At 72.6% G+C, this 15963-nt stretch carries 19 protein-coding genes; 7 read left to right on the top strand and 12 right to left on the bottom strand.

Going from position 1 to position 15963, the window contains the following annotated elements; translation table 11 throughout:
- The first annotated feature begins 69 nt into the window (after nucleotides 1–69).
- The 3 genes from AC54T2_RS08345 to AC54T2_RS08335 are packed head-to-tail and all read left to right on the top strand — an operon-like array spanning nucleotide 70 to nucleotide 3061.
- Complete coding sequence (locus AC54T2_RS08345; RefSeq protein WP_496665939.1) at nucleotides 70–1344, top strand: cytochrome P450; 1275 nt, start codon at nucleotides 70–72, stop codon at nucleotides 1342–1344.
- A gap of 30 nt (nucleotides 1345–1374) precedes the next feature.
- Nucleotides 1375–2088 carry a sortase domain-containing protein gene (locus tag AC54T2_RS08340; RefSeq protein WP_496665938.1) on the top strand — a complete coding sequence of 238 codons (714 nt, stop codon included), beginning with the start codon at nucleotides 1375–1377 and terminating at the stop codon, nucleotides 2086–2088.
- A 52-nt stretch (nucleotides 2089–2140) separates the two neighbouring features.
- Entirely contained in the window at nucleotides 2141–3061 is a 921-nt protein-coding gene (locus tag AC54T2_RS08335; protein WP_186342435.1) for an aminoglycoside phosphotransferase family protein, read from the top strand.
- Here the strand turns inward: AC54T2_RS08335 and AC54T2_RS08330 are convergent.
- Complete coding sequence (locus AC54T2_RS08330) at nucleotides 3058–3654, bottom strand: class I SAM-dependent methyltransferase (protein ID WP_186342436.1); 597 nt, start codon at nucleotides 3652–3654, stop codon at nucleotides 3058–3060. The two genes, AC54T2_RS08335 and AC54T2_RS08330, sit on opposite strands and share 4 nt — an antisense overlap.
- Nucleotides 3647–4483, bottom strand: a complete 837-nt coding sequence (gene truA, locus AC54T2_RS08325) for a tRNA pseudouridine(38-40) synthase TruA (RefSeq protein ID WP_496665937.1) — start codon at nucleotides 4481–4483, stop codon at nucleotides 3647–3649. Before truA ends, AC54T2_RS08330 begins: the two co-directional genes overlap by 8 nt.
- 124 nt (nucleotides 4484–4607) lie before the next feature.
- On the opposite strand from truA, the gene AC54T2_RS08320 reads away from it, so the two are divergent.
- Genes AC54T2_RS08320 through AC54T2_RS08305 form a run of 4 tightly spaced genes read left to right on the top strand, consistent with a single transcriptional unit; the run spans nucleotide 4608 to nucleotide 7053 of the window.
- The gene (locus tag AC54T2_RS08320; protein WP_186342438.1) at nucleotides 4608–4982 is read left to right on the top strand and encodes an ArsR/SmtB family transcription factor; all 375 of its coding nucleotides are present in this window, start codon (nucleotides 4608–4610) and stop codon (nucleotides 4980–4982) included.
- Complete coding sequence (locus AC54T2_RS08315; RefSeq protein WP_496665936.1) at nucleotides 4979–5500, top strand: SRPBCC domain-containing protein; 522 nt, start codon at nucleotides 4979–4981, stop codon at nucleotides 5498–5500. Before AC54T2_RS08320 ends, AC54T2_RS08315 begins: the two co-directional genes overlap by 4 nt.
- Complete coding sequence (locus AC54T2_RS08310; RefSeq protein WP_496665935.1) at nucleotides 5500–6066, top strand: maleylpyruvate isomerase family mycothiol-dependent enzyme; 567 nt, start codon at nucleotides 5500–5502, stop codon at nucleotides 6064–6066. The genes AC54T2_RS08315 and AC54T2_RS08310 overlap by 1 nt, the downstream gene beginning before the upstream one ends.
- 30 nt (nucleotides 6067–6096) lie before the next feature.
- Nucleotides 6097–7053 (top strand): ketopantoate reductase family protein, encoded by a 957-nt coding sequence (locus AC54T2_RS08305; RefSeq protein ID WP_496665934.1) that lies wholly within the window; start codon nucleotides 6097–6099, stop codon nucleotides 7051–7053.
- A 69-nt stretch (nucleotides 7054–7122) separates the two neighbouring features.
- Here the strand turns inward: AC54T2_RS08305 and rplQ are convergent, their stop codons facing one another.
- From rplQ to AC54T2_RS08255, 10 genes are all read right to left on the bottom strand, one after another.
- Nucleotides 7123–7701 (bottom strand): 50S ribosomal protein L17, encoded by a 579-nt coding sequence (gene rplQ / locus AC54T2_RS08300; RefSeq protein ID WP_186342442.1) that lies wholly within the window; start codon nucleotides 7699–7701, stop codon nucleotides 7123–7125.
- A 101-nt stretch (nucleotides 7702–7802) separates the two neighbouring features.
- The gene (locus AC54T2_RS08295; RefSeq protein ID WP_056599781.1) at nucleotides 7803–8819 is read right to left on the bottom strand and encodes a DNA-directed RNA polymerase subunit alpha; all 1017 of its coding nucleotides are present in this window, start codon (nucleotides 8817–8819) and stop codon (nucleotides 7803–7805) included.
- Between the two features lie 122 nt (nucleotides 8820–8941).
- Nucleotides 8942–9550, bottom strand: coding sequence for a 30S ribosomal protein S4 (gene rpsD / locus AC54T2_RS08290; RefSeq protein ID WP_186342443.1), 609 nt, complete (start codon nucleotides 9548–9550; stop codon nucleotides 8942–8944).
- Nucleotides 9551–9579: 29 nt separating this feature from the next.
- Nucleotides 9580–9975: a 30S ribosomal protein S11 gene (rpsK, locus tag AC54T2_RS08285; protein WP_056906616.1), complete on the bottom strand. Its 396-nt coding sequence runs from the start codon at nucleotides 9973–9975 to the stop codon at nucleotides 9580–9582.
- Between the two features lie 82 nt (nucleotides 9976–10057).
- On the bottom strand, nucleotides 10058–10432 hold the full coding sequence (rpsM, locus tag AC54T2_RS08280; RefSeq protein WP_116570804.1) for a 30S ribosomal protein S13: 375 nt from the start codon (nucleotides 10430–10432) through the stop codon (nucleotides 10058–10060).
- A gap of 257 nt (nucleotides 10433–10689) precedes the next feature.
- A complete protein-coding gene (rpmJ, locus tag AC54T2_RS08275) occupies nucleotides 10690–10803 on the bottom strand; it encodes a 50S ribosomal protein L36 (RefSeq protein WP_004008316.1) in 114 nt (37 codons plus the stop codon).
- A 65-nt stretch (nucleotides 10804–10868) separates the two neighbouring features.
- Nucleotides 10869–11090: a translation initiation factor IF-1 gene (infA, locus tag AC54T2_RS08270; protein ID WP_056599768.1), complete on the bottom strand. Its 222-nt coding sequence runs from the start codon at nucleotides 11088–11090 to the stop codon at nucleotides 10869–10871.
- Nucleotides 11091–11291: 201 nt separating this feature from the next.
- Entirely contained in the window at nucleotides 11292–13751 is a 2460-nt protein-coding gene (locus AC54T2_RS08265; RefSeq protein ID WP_496665933.1) for a transglutaminase-like domain-containing protein, read from the bottom strand.
- On the bottom strand, nucleotides 13748–14917 hold the full coding sequence (locus tag AC54T2_RS08260) for a DUF58 domain-containing protein (RefSeq protein WP_186342445.1): 1170 nt from the start codon (nucleotides 14915–14917) through the stop codon (nucleotides 13748–13750). The genes AC54T2_RS08265 and AC54T2_RS08260 overlap by 4 nt, the downstream gene beginning before the upstream one ends.
- 19 nt (nucleotides 14918–14936) lie before the next feature.
- Nucleotides 14937–15908: an AAA family ATPase gene (locus AC54T2_RS08255; RefSeq protein ID WP_496665932.1), complete on the bottom strand. Its 972-nt coding sequence runs from the start codon at nucleotides 15906–15908 to the stop codon at nucleotides 14937–14939.
- Between the last annotated feature and the right edge of the window lie 55 nt (nucleotides 15909–15963).

The following is a 15963-nucleotide window of genomic DNA, read 5'->3' as shown; positions in this document are numbered from 1 at the left end:
GGGGTGCCCCGGGACGCCTCGGGGACATGCCGGATGGCAGTGGAGCGCCAAACAGTGTGGACTGGACCCATGGCCCCCTCGTTGTCACCGCCCCGGCCGGCTCCCCGGCTGCGCACCACCGCCCTCCGGTTCGCGCTGTCGTCGGCCCGCCGGGTGCCCGCCCGGGTGCGCTTCCCCCTGGAGCGGCACGGCGTCCAGCCGGTCCCGCGGCTCGAGGAGAGCCGGGCGCGCGGCGACGTCGTCCGCCTGGCCAGCCTGCTCGGCACGCGCGTCTGGCTGGTCACGGGCTACGACGTCGCGCGGGAGGTGCTGGCCGACTCCGTGACGTTCGCCAACGACGTGCGCGGACTCATCGGCCGCCAGGACCGCGACGCCCCCGCCGAGCGCATCGGCGGGCTCGGCATGACCGACTCCCCCGACCACGAGCGCCTGCGGCACGTGCTGACGCCCTACTTCACCCGGCGCCGCCTCGCCGACCTCCAGGACGACGTCGACCGGGTCGTCGAGGCCGCCCTCGACGACATGGCCGCCCACGGCCCCGAGGTCGACCTGGTCGCCCGCTTCGGCTTCGCGGTGCCCTTCGGCGTCATCTGCGACCTGCTCGGCATGCCGGAGGTAGACCGCGAGTCGTTCCGCCGCAGCGGAGCGGCGCGCTTCGACCTGCGCGACGGCGGCAGCGGGATCTTCGACACCGCCGCCGGCACCCGGCAGTTCCTCATCGACCTGGTCGCCGCCGAGCGCCGCTCGCCCCACGTGCCCGACGGCCTCCTCGCGCGGATGGTCGCCGACCACGGCGCCGACTTCGACGACGTCGAGCTGGGCGGGCTGGCCGACGGGGTGTTCCTCGGCGGCTACGAGACCAGCGCGAGCATGCTGTCCCTCGGCACGTGGGTGCTGCTCCAGCACCCGGACGCGTGGGCGGCGCTGCAGCGCGGCGATCGCGTCGAGGTCGACCGCGTCGTGGAGGAGCTGCTCCGCTTCGTGTGCCCGGTGCAGGTCGCGTTCCCGCGGGTGGCCCGACACGAGGTGCGGGTCGGCGAGCAGGTCGTGCGCGCGGGCGACATCGTCATCGTCTCGCTCACCGGCGCCGGTCGCGACCCGGCCCGGCACGTCGACCCCGCCCGCTTCGACCCCACCACGGCGGCGGCCGGCACCCTCGCGTTCGGCCACGGCGTGCACCGCTGCGTCGGTGCGGAGCTGGCGCGCATCGAGCTGCGCACCGCCCTGGTCGGGCTGGCGAGGCGCTTCCCCGACCTCGCGCTGGCCTGCGACCCGCGTGACCTGCGGTTCAGCGAGCTCGCCATCGTCCACGGGGTGGAGGAGCTGCCGGTCCGCCTCGGGTGAGGCCGACCACCCGCTGCGTACGGTGGACGGGTGCCGGGACGCCGCCTCGCCCTCCTCGCCGCCGCCCTCGTCGCGACGGTCTCGGGATGCGCCGCCGAGGGCCCGCGCCGCGGCGGCGGGCCGACCGAGGCGCCGGCGCAGCGGCCCGCGACGAGCGCGCCGGGGCCGGCGCCCACCACCGAGCCCACCACCGAGCCCACCGCTGAGCCGGAGGTCGAGGAGTCGGTGCCGGAGCCGCGTCGCTCCTTCGTCACGATCCCGGCCATCGGCCTGCGCGACTTCCCCGTCGTGCGCTACCGGGGCACCCCCGACGACGGCCCCGGCACCGCGCTGCAGAACGCCGGCGAGATGGCCTCCCCGCGCGGGCCGCGCGGCGGCACCGGTCCCGGCGAGGTCGGCAACTACCTCGTCACCGGGCACCGGCTCACCGGCGCCGCTCCCCTGCGCGACTCGCCGTCGCTCAGGAGGGGCGACCGGATCCTGGTGCGCACCGGCGACACCGTCTTCGTCTACGAGGTGCGCAGGACCCGCTGGCCGTCGTTCCGCCAGCCCGCGTCCCTCCGCGCGCAGCGTGCCGAGGTGCCCGGGCGGCCGGGCGAGGCGGCGACGCAGCCGATGCTCACCCTGTCCACCTGCGCGACGCCCGAGGACCACGCCGCGGGCAACTACTGGGCCGACGAGTTCGACAACCCCGAGCACCGCATCGACAAGATCGGCGTGCTGGTCGCGACCCGGCCGGCCTGACGGCCGCCTCATCCCGTTGCCCGATGCGCCGCCGCGCGGTGGAATGCCGGGCATGAGCCAGCTCGCCGACCGGTGGCGCGACCCCGCCTTCCTCGACGCCGCCCACGCGTGGATCCACGAGCAGCTCGACACGACCGCGCCGGTCGTGGGCATCGAGCAGACCCACGTCACCGACTGGTCGACGGTCCTGCGGGTCACGACCGGCGCGGGGCAGGTGTGGTTCAAGGCCAACGACGACACGATGCGGCACGAGGCCGCCGTCACCGGCGTCGTCGCGGCGCGATCCGCGGGCCGGGTGCCGGCCCCGCTCGCGAGCGACCCCGGCACGGGCTGGATGCTGCTGGCCGACGCAGGCCCGCGGTTGCGCGAGGTGGTGCCCCTGGAGCGGTCCCTCGACCGCTGGCACGACGTGCTCGACGCCTACGCCCGGGTCCAGCTCGCCTGCGAGGACGAGGTCGACACCCTGCTCGCCCTGGGCCTGCCCGACCGGCGGCTCCACACGCTGCCCGCGGCGTACGCCGACCTGCTGGCCGGGCTCGACGGTGCCGACCCTCGCCTGCCGGACGCCTCGCTGATCGCCGAGCTCTGCGACCGACTCGCGGCCCACGGCATCCGCGAGACGGTGCAGCACGACGACCTCCACGACGGCCAGGTGTTCCTCGGCGACGGCGTGCACCAGGTGCTCGACTGGGGTGACGCCTGCGTCTCGCACCCGTTCTTCACGCTGTCGGTGACGCTGGAGGGCGTCATCGCCTGGGGCGTCGACGACGAGGCGGGCTCCGAGGACCTCGAGCCCCACCTGGCGGCCTACCTGCGTCCCTACGAGGAGCACTACGGCCGGACCGACCTCCGCGACGCGGCGGCGCTGGCGATGCGCCTGGGCTGGGTGTGCCGCGCGATCAACGGGGCGCTGCCGCAGGACCCCGGCAGCACCCGTACCCGGCTCAAGATGTTCCTCGACGCGAGGCCCTAGGCGCGGCGCGTCTCCAGCACCCGGAAGCCCTTGCTGCTCGCCAGGCGCTCGGTCGGCCAGCCGCGCTCGGTGAGCCACCGCTGGAGCGAGTCGGCGCCGAGGTTCTTGCCCACCACCATCACCATCCGACCGCCCGGGGCCAGGCGCGGCAGCCACGTCAGCAGCAGCTCGTGCAGGGCCTCCTTGCCGATGCGGATCGGCGGGTTGGACCAGATCTCGTCGAAGACCTGGTTGCCGGGCACCTGCTCGGGCAGGCAGGCGACGAAGCGGGAGTCGAGGCCGGCGGCACGTGCGTTGTCGTTGGCCAGCAGCAGGGCCCGCTCGTTGACGTCGACGCCGGTCACGTTGGCCAGGGGCACCGCCTTGGCGATCGCCAGCCCGATGACGCCGTAGCCGCATCCCAGGTCGAGGAACTGCCCCTGCACCGGCGGCGCGAGCTCCTTGAAGAGCACGGCCGTGGCGTGGTCGAGGTGACCCTTGCTGAACACCCCCGACCCGGTGTCGAAGGTCAGCGTGCTGCCCCACAGCTCGGCGGTGAAGCTCTCCCGCTCGAAGGGGACGCTGGGGTCGGCGGAGAAGTAGTGCTCAGGCATCGATCGCCTCTCGTCGGGCTCGGGCTCGCTCGGCCTGCGCGGCCAGCTCGTCGTCGTCGGGGTAGCCGACCTCCTCCAGCGTGAGGCCGTGGGCGTGCACCACGCGTACGCCCTGGTCGCGGCGCCGCCCGGCCATCACCTCGGCCGGCCAGCCGGTCGGCATGCGGCCCTCGCCGACGGCGATCAGGCAGCCGACGAGGGCGCGGACCATGTTGTGGCAGAACGCGTCGGCGCGGACCGTGCCGACCGCCCGGCCGGCCTCGTCGCGCCGCCAGTCGAGGTCGAGCAGCGTGCGCACGGTCGTCGCTCCCTCGCGCTGCTTGCAGAAGGAGGTGAAGTCGTGCAGCCCCACCAGCGGCCGGGAGGCCTCGTTCATCGCGTCGAGGTCGAGACGCCGGCCCCAGTCCAGGACGTGGCCGCGCACCAGCGGGTCGGCGAGCTCCTGCGCGTCGGCGATGCGGTAGGCGTAGCGGCGCCAGGTCGCGGAGAACCGCGCGTCGAAGCCGGCCGGCGCCTCGCTGATCCGGCGCACGCGCAGGTCGGGGGGCAGGATGCCGTCGACGCGGCGCGCGAGGGCGGCCGGCGGCGGGTCGCTCGAGCGGCCCGCCGAGGCGGCCAGCACGTCGGCGTCGACGTCGACATGGGCCACCTGCCCGCGCGCGTGCACGCCCGCATCGGTGCGGCCGGCCACCGTCACCCGCACCTCCGGCACCCGCAGCGCGGTGGCGAGCGCCGCCTCGAGGGTGCCCTGGACCGTGCGGCGCTCCGGCTGGGCCGCCCAGCCGGAGAAGTCCGCCCCGTCGTAGGCACAGTCGATCCGCAGGCGCACGGGAGCGATCCTAGGCGCCGTCCGCCCGCCCACTCGCGCCGCCCACCTTTGTTCAACCACATGGTTGACAAGGCCGCCCATGGCTCCTACCGTCTACTCAACCAATTAGTTGAGGAAGGTGCTCGTGACCGACCAGCTCTCCCGGGTCTTCGCCGCCCTGGCCGACCCGACCCGCCGTGACATGGTGGCCCGCCTGACCGAGGGCGACCACACCGTCAACGACCTGGCCGCGCCCTACGACGTGAGCCTCCAGGCCGTCTCCAAGCACGTGAAGGTGCTCGAGGACGCCGGCCTGGTGACGCGGACCCGGGAGGCGCAGCGACGTCCCGTGCACCTGGAAGCCGAGGTGTTCGACCTCATGACGAAGTGGATCGAGCGCTACCGACGCCGGGCCGAGGAGCGCTTCGCACGCCTCGACGCCGTGCTCGCCCGCATGCAGGACGACGACGGCTCCGCACCCGGCACCACCACCACCCCGCAGGAAGGAACCGCATCATGACCAGCACGCAGAGCCCCGACGCCTCCACCCGCTACCCCGAGGCCGTCATCGAGCCCGACGGCGAGGTGCCCGCCATCCACATCTGGCGCGACTTCGACGCCACCCCCGCCCAGCTGTTCCGGGCGCACACCGACCCCGACCTCTACGCGCAGTGGATCGGTCCCACCGACGTGGGTGCCGACATCACCCACTGGGACGCCCGCGACGGCGGCAGCTGGAGCTACACCGCGAGCGGCAGCGACGGTCGCGAGGAGTTCGAGACGTCGTTCCGCGGGTGCTTCCACACCGTGCGCGAGGACCGGATCGTGCAGACGTTCACGTGGGAGGGGATGCCCGACGCCGTCTCCCTCGAGACGATGACGTTCGAGGACCTCGGCGACGGGCGCACCCGGCTGCACGCGCTCAGCCTGTGCGACTCGTTCGAGGACCGCGACGGCTGGCTGCGCAGCGGCATGGAGGTCGGCGTCAAGGACGGCTACGCCGCCATCGACCGGATGCTCGCCGAGGGCGCGCTCTGATGCCGCTGCCCGAGGCGCCCGCCGAGCGGCACGCGGCGGTCGCCGACGGCTTCGGCCGGCTGGTGGCGCAGACCACCGACTGGTCGGCGCCGGCCCCGGTCGACGGGTGGACCGCCCGTGACGTGGTGGCGCACCTCGTCGAGTGGTTCCCGCACTTCCTGGCCGCCGGTGGAGTCGAGCTCGCGCCCGGCCCGTCGGCGTCCGACGACCCGGTCGCCGCGTGGCGGCACCACGCCTCGGCCGTGCAGGCCCTGGTGGAGCAGCGCGGCGAGGAGACCTTCAGCCATCCCCACGCCGGCACCGACCGGCTGGCCGACGTGGTCGACCGGTTCTACACCACCGACGTGTTCATGCACGCGTGGGACCTCGCCCTCGCCACCGGCCAGGAGCCGGGCCTCGACGCGGTGCACGCCACCCGGCTGCTGGAGGGGATGCGCCCGATCGAGCAGCTGCTGCGCGACTCGGGCCACTACGGTCCCGCGGTCCCGGTGGCCGACGACGCGCCCGCCGCCGACCGGTTGATGGCCTTCGTCGGACGCGATCCCGCCTGGCGGCCCCCCGCCTGACGCCGCGCCGGCCCTCCGTAGGGTCGTGGCATGCGATACGTGGTGTACGGCGCGGGCGCCGTCGGCGGGGTCGTCGGGGCCCACCTCCACCTGGCCGGGCACCACGTCACGCTGGTGGCGCGAGGAGCCCACCTGGCGGCGATCCGCCGCGACGGGCTGGTGCTCGACGCCGGTGACGGACGCCACCGGATCGACGCCCCGGCGACCGACACCGCCGCGGACGTCGCATGGACCGACGACACGGTCGTGCTGCTCGCGGTGAAGTCGCACCAGGCCGCGACGGCGCTCGCCGACCTCCGCGCCCACGCCCCCGACGACGTCCCGGTCGTCTGCGCGACCAACGGCGTCGCGACCGAGACCGCAGCCCTGAGGCTGTTCGCCCGGACCTACGCGGTGTGCGTGATGCTGCCCGCCACCCACCTCGAGCCCGGGGTCGTCGTCGCGGCGTGCCACCCGACCCCGGCGATCCTCGACATCGGCCGCTTCCCGGGCGGCGCCGACGCCACCACCGCCGCCGTGGCCGCCGACCTCCGCGCCGCGCGCATCGAGTCGGAGGAGCGCGACGACATCATGGCGAGGAAGCGCCGCAAGCTGGTGATGAACCTCGGCAACGGTGTCGACGCGTCGTTCGCCGAGGGCGAGGCGGCCGACGAGCTCGCCGAGCTGGCCCAGGCGGAGGGCGAGCGCGTCCTCGAGGCGGCCGGGCTCAGCGTCACCTCCGCCGAGGAGGACCGGCAGCGGCGCGGGACGATCCTGCAGCGCCGACCCGACCTCGAGCGGCGCGGCGGGTCCACCTGGCAGAGCCTGGCGCGCGGCACCGGCGACTCCGAGATCGACTACCTCGCCGGCGAGATCGTGCTCCAGGGACGCCTCCTGGGGCTGCCGACCCCCGTCAACGAGTCGGTGGTCGCCGCGACCCGGCACCTGGTCGCCACCGGTGGCGAGCCGCGCAGCCTGGACGCCGCCGAGGTCCTCGCCCGCCTCTGACCCACGGGCCCGCGAACGCGCGAGGCCCGCCACCCCGGTGGGGTGGCGGGCCTCGCGATCAGCGGTGGATCAGGCCTTGGCGTCGTCGGCCGGGACCTCGTCGGCCTCGACCTCCGCAGCGTCGCCCTGGGCCTGCGCCTCGGCGGTCTCGGCGTCGGCAGCCTCGGTCTCCACGACCTCGGTCTGACCGTCGACGTCCTCGGCCTCGACCTCGGCAGGAGCGGCGTCGGCGGCGGGCGCCGGCGCGGCAGCAGCCTCGGTCTTCTTGGTCGAGGGAGCCTTGGGGCTGTAGGCCTCGGTCACCAGCTCGATGACCGCCATGGGAGCGTTGTCGCCCTTGCGGGGGCCGATCTTGGTGATCCGGGTGTAGCCACCGGGACGCTCGGCGAAGGTCGGCGCGATCTCGGTGAACAGGGTGTGCACGACCGACTTGTCACGGATGGTCTTGAGGACCTCGCGACGGTTGTGCAGGTCGCCCCGCTTGGCCTTGGTGATCAGCTTCTCCGCGACCGGGCGCAGCAGGCGCGCACGGGTCTCGGTGGTGGTGATCCGGCCGTGCTCGAACAGGGCGGTGGCCAGGTTGGAGAGCATGAGGCGCTGGTGGGCCGGGCTGCCGCCGAGGCGGGGGCCCTTCTTGGGCTTGGGCATGTGGTGCCTTCCTTCTCTCGGGCCGTGTCAGGTACCCGGGTAGACGACCGGCGCGCGCCGGTCGGTTTTGATGGGTGGCCCCGGGAGCCCGGGGCCGCAGGTCAGAGCTGCTCGTCCTCGATGAAGGCATCGTCGTCGTCGTCGCCGTAGGCGGCGAGGGCGGCGTGCGGGTCGAAGCCGGGCGCGCTGTCCTTGAGCGAGAGACCCATCTCGACGAGCTTGGCCTTCACCTCGTCGATCGACTTCGCACCGAAGTTGCGGATGTCGAGCAGGTCCTGCTCCGAGCGGGAGATGAGCTCACCCACGGTGTGGATGCCCTCGCGCTTGAGGCAGTTGTAGCTGCGGACCGTGAGCTGCAGGTCCTCGACCGGCAGGGCCAGGTCGGCGGCGAGCTGCTCGTCGACCGGCGACGGGCCGATGTCGATGCCCTCGGCCTCGACGTTGAGCTCGCGGGCCAGGCCGAAGAGCTCCACCAGGGTCTTGCCGGCCGAGGCGATCGCGTCGCGGGGACGGATCGACGGCTTGGTCTCGACGTCGATGACGAGCTTGTCGAAGTCGGTGCGCTGCTCGACACGGGTGGCCTCGACCTTGTAGGTCACCTTGAGCACCGGGCTGTAGATCGAGTCGACGGGCATGCGGCCGATCTCGTTGTCGGCGCCCTTGTTCTGCACGGCGGAGACGTAGCCGCGACCGCGCTCGACGACGAGCTCCATCTCCAGCTTGCCCTTGTCGGACAGCGTGGCGATCTTGAGCTCGGGGTTGTGCACCTCGACGCCGGCGGGCGGGGTGATGTCGGCGGCGGTGACGTCACCGGCGCCGGACTTGCGCAGGTACATCACGACCGGCTCGTCGTGCTCGGAGGAGACGACGATGCCCTTGAGGTTGAGGATGATCTCGGTCATGTCCTCGGTGACGCCCTCGATCGTCGAGAACTCGTGGAGGACGGAGTCGACCTTGATGCTGGTGACCGAGGCACCCGGGATGGAGCTGAGGAGCGTACGACGAAGCGAGTTGCCGAGGGTGTAGCCGAAGCCGGGCTCGAGGGGCTCGATGACGAAACGCGAGCGGAACTCGTCGACGGTCTCTTCCGTGAGGGTCGGGCGCTGAGCGATAAGCACGGAGTTTTTCCTTTCCGGATCCACCCACTATTTGACGGATCCGAACCTGATGAGGTTGGCGGAGAAGAAGGAATGGGACGAGCTGCGCCGGTGGCCGCCCGGAGGCGGCCACCGGCGGTGGATCACTTCTTGGAGTAGAACTCCACGATCAGCTGCTCCTGGACCGGCACGTCGATCTGCGCGCGGACCGGGACCTGGTGGATGAGGATGCGCATCCGCGACGGGATGACCTCCATCCACGCGGGGACGACGCGCTCGCCGTGGGTCTCGCGGGCGACGATGAGCGGGGTCGCCTCGAGCGACTTCTCGCGCACGTCGATGATGTCGTGGTCGGTGACCTGGTAGGACGGGATGTCGACCTTCTTGCCGTTGACCAGGAAGTGGCCGTGCACGACGAGCTGGCGGGCCTGACGGCGCGTCCGGGCGAACCCGGCGCGGTAGACCACGTTGTCGAGGCGGCACTCGAGGAGCTGCAGGAGGTTGTCGCCGGTCTTGCCCTGGCGACGGCTGGCCTCCTTGTAGTAGCGGACGAACTGCTTCTCCATCACGCCGTAGGTGAAGCGAGCCTTCTGCTTCTCACGAAGCTGCAGCAGGTACTCGGACTCCTTGATGCGGCCGCGGCCGTGCTGGCCGGGCGCGTAGGGACGCTTCTCGAAGGCAGCGTCGCCGCCGACCAGGTCGACACCGAGACGGCGCGACTTGCGGGTCATGGGACCGGTGTAGCGGGCCATGTGTCAGTCTCTCTTTCTCAGTCTCGGGCTCAGACGCGGCGGCGCTTGGGCGGCCGGCATCCGTTGTGCGGGGTGGGCGTGACGTCCTGGATGGTGCCGACCTCGAGGCCGATGGCACCCAGCGACCGGATGGCGGTCTCACGACCCGAGCCCGGGCCCTTGACGAAGACGTCGATCTTCTTCATGCCGTGGTCCATGGCGCGACGGCCGGCGGCCTCGGCAGCCATCTGGGCGGCGAAGGGGGTGGACTTGCGCGAGCCCTTGAAGCCGACGGTGCCGGCAGAGGCCCACGAGATCACCGCACCGGTCGGGTCGGTGATCGTGACGATGGTGTTGTTGAACGTGCTCTTGATGTGGGCTTCGCCCTGAGCGACGTTCTTCTTCTCCTTGCGGCGGACCTTGGTCGCGCGGCTCTTGGGAGGCATTCACTAACTCCTGATGAGGTCTGGTCTTGAAGCTTGCGTGGGGACTGAAGTGATCAGCGCTGCGCCCGGTGAGGGGAGCAGATCACTTCGCCTTCTTCTTGCCGGCGACGGTGCGCTTGGGACCCTTGCGGGTGCGCGCGTTGGTCTTGGTGCGCTGACCGCGGACCGGGAGGCCCATGCGGTGGCGGCGACCCTGGTAGCTGCCGATCTCGATCTTGCGGCGGATGTCCGCCTGGACCTCACGCCGGAGGTCACCCTCGATCTTGAAGTTGGCTTCGATCTCGTCGCGAAGCTTGACCAGCTCCTCGTCACCGAGCGTGTGGACCCGGGCGTTCGGGTCGACGCCGGTGGCGGCCAGGAGCTGCTGGGCGCGGGTACGGCCGATGCCGTAGATGTAGGTGAGAGCGACCTCGATGCGCTTGTCGCGCGGGAGGTCAACACCAACGAGGCGTGCCATGTGGCTGTTCCTTGTCTGTTCTTGCGCTGGTTTCTGGTCGTGACGCGTCCCATCCCGCCTCGGGTGGGCTCCGGCCAGTGCTCCGGAGGTGACTTCGGTCAGGTGGTGCCCGACCTAGCGATCACGTTGTGGGGTGTTGCTGTCGTGCTGAGCTCGTGCTGGGCTGTCGTGCTGGGCTTCAAGCCCGCTTGCCGCAAGCGGCTGCGCGGCTCACGCTGCTCGTCCCGCTCCGGCTCCGCCGGATCGGGGCGAATCGCTCAGCCCTGGCGCTGCTTGTGACGCGGGTTCTCGCAGATGACCATGACCCGGCCGTGACGGCGGATGACCTTGCACTTGTCACAGATGGGCTTGACGCTCGGGTTGACCTTCATGTCAACAACTTCCTTGCTGCTCGGCTGGCGCCTGCGCAGATCGGTGGTCTCGCAGGCTCGATCACTTACTTGTAGCGGTAGACGATCCGACCCCGGGTGAGGTCGTAGGGCGAGAGCTCCACCACGACCCGGTCCTCGGGGAGGATCCGGATGTAGTGCTGGCGCATCTTGCCGCTGATGTGGGCGAGCACCTTGTGCCCGTTGGCCAGCTCCACGCGGAACATGGCATTGGGAAGGGCCTCCACGACGGTGCCCTCGATCTCGATCACGCCTTCTTTCTTCGGCATGTCCTCCACAATCTGTCGTCTCGTTGTCTACCGTGGCCCGGGAACCGCCCGGCACCTGCGAGCAGGTGGCCGGTGGACCTCGTGAGGCGGTCCGGGGGTGCCTCTTCCCGGAGCACGCGCGAGCGTCAGCGACGATCACACGAAGTCCCGGGCAGCCGCGAGGCGCCACGAACACAGCCCACGTTGGGCCGACGCACCAGTTTAGTCAGGCGCGCGGCGAGAACGCCAATCAGTGAGGCCGCGCACCCGCCGGGCCAGCGCCGTGACACGCCCGGGCGCGGGGGGCGGACCCGGTGCGGCACCCCCGTCGTCGCCGTCGCGCGACGACGTCGTACGCCGCAGCGAGCGGAGGCTGACCGCGGCGCGCAGCCGCTGCCACCGGGTCACCTCGTACGACATGGCGCGGCGCTCGGCGTCGACGGACTCCCAGTAGGTCGTCGCCGCCGCGACCTCGGGCGCGCTCGGACCGAAGACGAAGCCATCGGCCCGGCGGGCGAGGACCGCTGCCTGCGCGGAGACGATGCCGGCCGACTGCTCACGACGGGTGACCGTCGGCCCCAGCGGGACCGGCTGCCCGAGGTCGCGGGCGTGGTCGACGAGCTCGCGCCAGGCACCCACGAACCGGGCCGACGGGGAGGCCGCGCTACGGCGGCGGTGCCGGCGCAGCGCCTTCACCCCGACGACGGCGCCCAGCAGCAGCGCGATCGCGAGCAGCGGCAGCCCGACATAGGTCACGACCCGCCCGACCCACGCCGGGAGGCCGGGGATGAGGGCGTCCTCCTCCTCGTCGGCCTTCTTCTTGCGCGTGGCCTTGCGCTCCTTGAGGTCGGCGTCGCTCTGCTCGCCCGCGTCGGACGGCGGCGGGATCGGGTTGGGCGGCGGGATGACGGTGCCGGACATCGGCGTGTCGGTCTCGGGCACCTGGTCGGCCGGCGGGGTGGTGGACATGAAGGCCTCGGTGGGCAGCGTCCGCCACGACCCGTCGGCGGCGCGCAGCTCGACCCAGGCCGAGACGTCCTTGCCGGTGACCCGGCCGCCGGCGGGCACGACCGCGCCGAGCACGACCCGCGCCGGCACGCCGATGTGGTTGGCGATCAGCGCCATCGTGGCGGCGTACTGCTCGTCGTTGCCGACGATCTGCGGGGCGTTGACGAACTCGTCGGACAGCCGCCAGGTGCTGTGGCCGGCCACGTAGATGCGCTCGGTGCGGCCGATGCCGTCGGAGTACCTGCCGTCCGTGCGCAGGTGCTCGGCCGCGGCGAGCACCCGGTCCATCGGGTCGTTGCCCGCACCCTCGGTCCACTTCTCGCTCGGGCCCTGGATGAACGCCGCGCCGGCCGGGAGCGGGGCGACCTCGGCCGAGCCCACGGTCTGGTCGGTGAGCTCGTCGTCGGGGCTCACCGCGGTGAAGGAGTAGCGGTCACCGCTCTGGAGGCCCGTGGGGACCACCGCGGTCGAGGTGGCGAGGTTGTAGCGGAACACCTCGGCCGTGGCGCGAGCGTCGCCGGTCTCGAACGACACCGACCGCAGCGCGCCGACCGTGGGCATCCACACGCCGGTCCACCCCTCCCCCAGCGTCACCGTCGCGGCGACCGGCTCGCCCTCGACGGGGTTGTCGATGGTGGACGAGACCCGCTGGAAGGAGTCGTCGGCCGGGCCGGGCAGCGCGTCGTCGGTGGCGCCCCACACCATCCCGTCGTAGCGGTCCATCGCGGCGAACCTGACCCGGGTCCCGGCGGGGACGCCCTCGATGTCGAGCAGCGTCTTGTCGTAGACGTTGGCGGGGTCGGCGCGGCCCTTGAGGTCGACGTACTTGCGGAATCCGGCCAGCGGGGAGGGGTAGCGGCCGATGTCGAAGGGGGGCTCGACCCAGTTGCGGGCCACCGCCCGCCGGGAGTCGTCGCCGACGACGATCGCGCTGACGGGCTGGGCGAGCGCTGCCGCGAGCGCGAGCATCGCCACCGCGCCCATGCCGCGGACGTACGACGTGGTGCCGCCGTGGACGGTCGCGCTCGCCCGGCGGGCGCGCAGGGCGAGCCAGGCGAGGGCGAGGGCGGTGAAGACGCAGCCCTGCAGCAGGAGGGACTGGGGACGGCGCACGCCGAGCAGGATCACGGCGGCGAGCACCACCGTCATCCCCGCGACGGGCAGGAGCGCGGCCAGCCAGGGCCGCCGCGGCCGCCGCTGCGCGAGGGCGAGGCCGACCAGTCCTGCGACCATCCCGGACAGCCAGGGCAGCACCAGCAGCGGGCCGTCGCCGTCGACCGGCGGGAGCGTGGTCAGCAGGTCCTTCCACCCGAAGACCGCCTGGTCGACGACCCGGGCCAGCGTCGTGGGCCCCGGCAGCGTGTAGGTGTCGCCGAGGGAGCGCAGGCCGAGCGGCCCGCCCAGCACGAGGAACAGCACGAGGCAGATGACGACGGCCGAGACGACCGGCCAGCCGGCCGCCCGGGTCAGGTGCGTGACGACGACCGCGATGACGGCACCCAGCATCCCGACGACCAGGTAGGTCGCGCCGGTGAAGGAGGTGCCGAACGCGAGCAGCGCCACCGCGGCGAGCGCGAGGGTGAAGGCGATGTCGACCCACGAGTGGAGGTCGGGCACGAGCGCGTGGGGCCGCACGCGGGTGCGGGTGCCGGTCGTGGTGCTCTCGGGGCTCATCGCACGCTCCACCTCAGCAGGCCGCCGAGGTCCTCCTTGGCGGCGAGGTGGAGCACGGGCAGCCCGAGGGTCTCGGTCACGCGGCTGTTGCCCCGGGGGTCGATCACGATGCCGAAGCGGCGCACCTCCGGCGGGAAGGCGGCGGAGGCGCGCACCAGGTCGGTGAACGGCGACTCGCTGCCGCCGACGAGGAACGCGAGGCTGGTGTCGGGCGCCAGCATGCTGGCCTGCCGCCCCGACTCGACGATGCCGCGCTCGCCGAGGTCGGCGCGGCACACGGCGTCGAGCGCGAGGTGGCCGTCGGACCCCGACGAGGCGCGGCTGCCGCACACGAACGACACGTCGAACTCGTCGAGCACGGCCCGCACGGCGATCGACGCCGCGACGCTCATCGCGGTCTCGAAGTCGTCCGGGTCCGACCAGGAGTCGAGCCGGTCGTCGACGACGATCGTGGCGTGGCTGCGCCGGGTGTCGAGGTACTGGCGCACCAGCAGGGCCGACTCGCCGGTCGAGGCCATCACCTTGGCCGAGGAGCGCCAGTGGATGTGGCGCAGGTCGTCGCCGGGGACGTACTCGCGCAGGGCGTGGAAGGCGAGGTCGCTCTGGCTGACCGCGTCGGTGGAGACGCCCTCGAGGTCGCGCAGCAGGCCGGCGCCGAGCGACTCCATCGGCACGAGCGGCGGACGGACCAGCACCTCGCGCACCGGCGTCCAGACCACGTCGCGGGAGAAGATGCCGATCGGGTCGCCGCGCCGGGTCATCGCGGGACCGACCGCGATCACCCCACGGCGCTCGGTGCGGATCGTGAACGACTCCTCGTGGGCGGCACCCGGCGCCAGCGAGCGGATGCCGTAGCGGTGCACCGCCGACCCCACCGGGACCTCGAGGGTGGTCGGGACCAGCCGCGAGGACGCCCGGTTGACCACCAGCACACCCGCCGCGACCGACTCCCCCGCGGCGACGCGCTCGGGCTGGAGCCGGAGGTCGACCGACACCGACGTGCGACCGAGCAGGAACGGCAGCGCGAGGACGACGAGCAGCAGGCAGCCCACGCCGAGGACCGCCAGCTCACGCCACTGCGTGAACGCGGCGACCAGGAGCGCGCCCAGGCCCAGGCCGAGGACCAGCCAGCCGATCGGCTTGAGGACCTCGAGCGCGTCGTTCAACCGTTGCCTCATCGAGGGCTCAGACCCCCACGCGGTCGGTCGGCGGGGCCACGGCGTCGAGCAGGCGCGAGACGACCGTCTGCACGTCGACGCCGCTGAACTGCGCCTCCGCGTCGAGGAGCAGGCGGTGCGAGAGCACCGGCTCGGCCAGGTCCTTGACGTCGTCGGGGACCACGTGGTCGCGACCGTCGGCGGCGGCCCACGTCTTGGCGACCCGCACGAACGCCAGGCACCCGCGCGGGGACAGGCCGAGCTTGACGTGCGGCTGGCGGCGCGACTCCTCCGCGAGCTCGGCCACGTAGCCCACGACGGCCGGGTCGACGTAGACCTCGTCGGCCAGGCCGCTCATCTGCGCGATCGTCGCGGCGGTGATCACCGGGGTGACGAGGGCGGCGCGGTCGCGGACGGCGGCGTTGTTGAGCAGCTCGACGGTCGCCTGGCGGTCGGGGTAGCCGACCGAGGTCTTCATCAGGAAGCGGTCGAGCTGGGCCTCGGGCAGGCGGTAGGTGCCGGCCTGCTCGATCGGGTTCTGGGTGGCGATCACCAGGAACGGCCTGCCGACCGGGTGGGCGACGCCGTCGACGGTGACGCGGCCCTCCTCCATCACCTCGAGGAGCGCCGACTGGGTCTTGGGCGAGGCCCGGTTGATCTCGTCGGCCAGCACGATCGTGTGGAAGATCGGCCCCGGGTGGAACTCGAAGGTGCCCTTGTGCTGGTCGTAGACCGTGACGCCGATGACGTCGGAGGGCAGCAGGTCGGGCGTGAACTGGATGCGGGCGTGGCTGCCCTGCACGGTGTTGGCCAGGGCGCGCGCCAGCATGGTCTTGCCGGTGCCGGGGAAGTCCTCGAGCAGGATGTGCCCCTCAGAGAGCAGGCAGGTCAATGCCAGTCGCACGACGTGGCGCTTGCCGAGGACTGCCTTCTCCATGTTGTCGGTGAGCTGGTCGAAGGTCGACTTGAACCACTCGGCCTGTTCGTGGCTGATCGTCATGCGGGTTCCTTGCGGCGGGTGTCGGAGCGGCGGGTGTCGGGGCGGTGGGTCAGGC

Source organism: Nocardioides sp. Z35_8, from assembly GCF_059621125.1.
The sequence above is the reverse complement of the archived record's forward strand: the minus strand, read 5'-3'. Positions and strand labels throughout refer to the sequence as shown.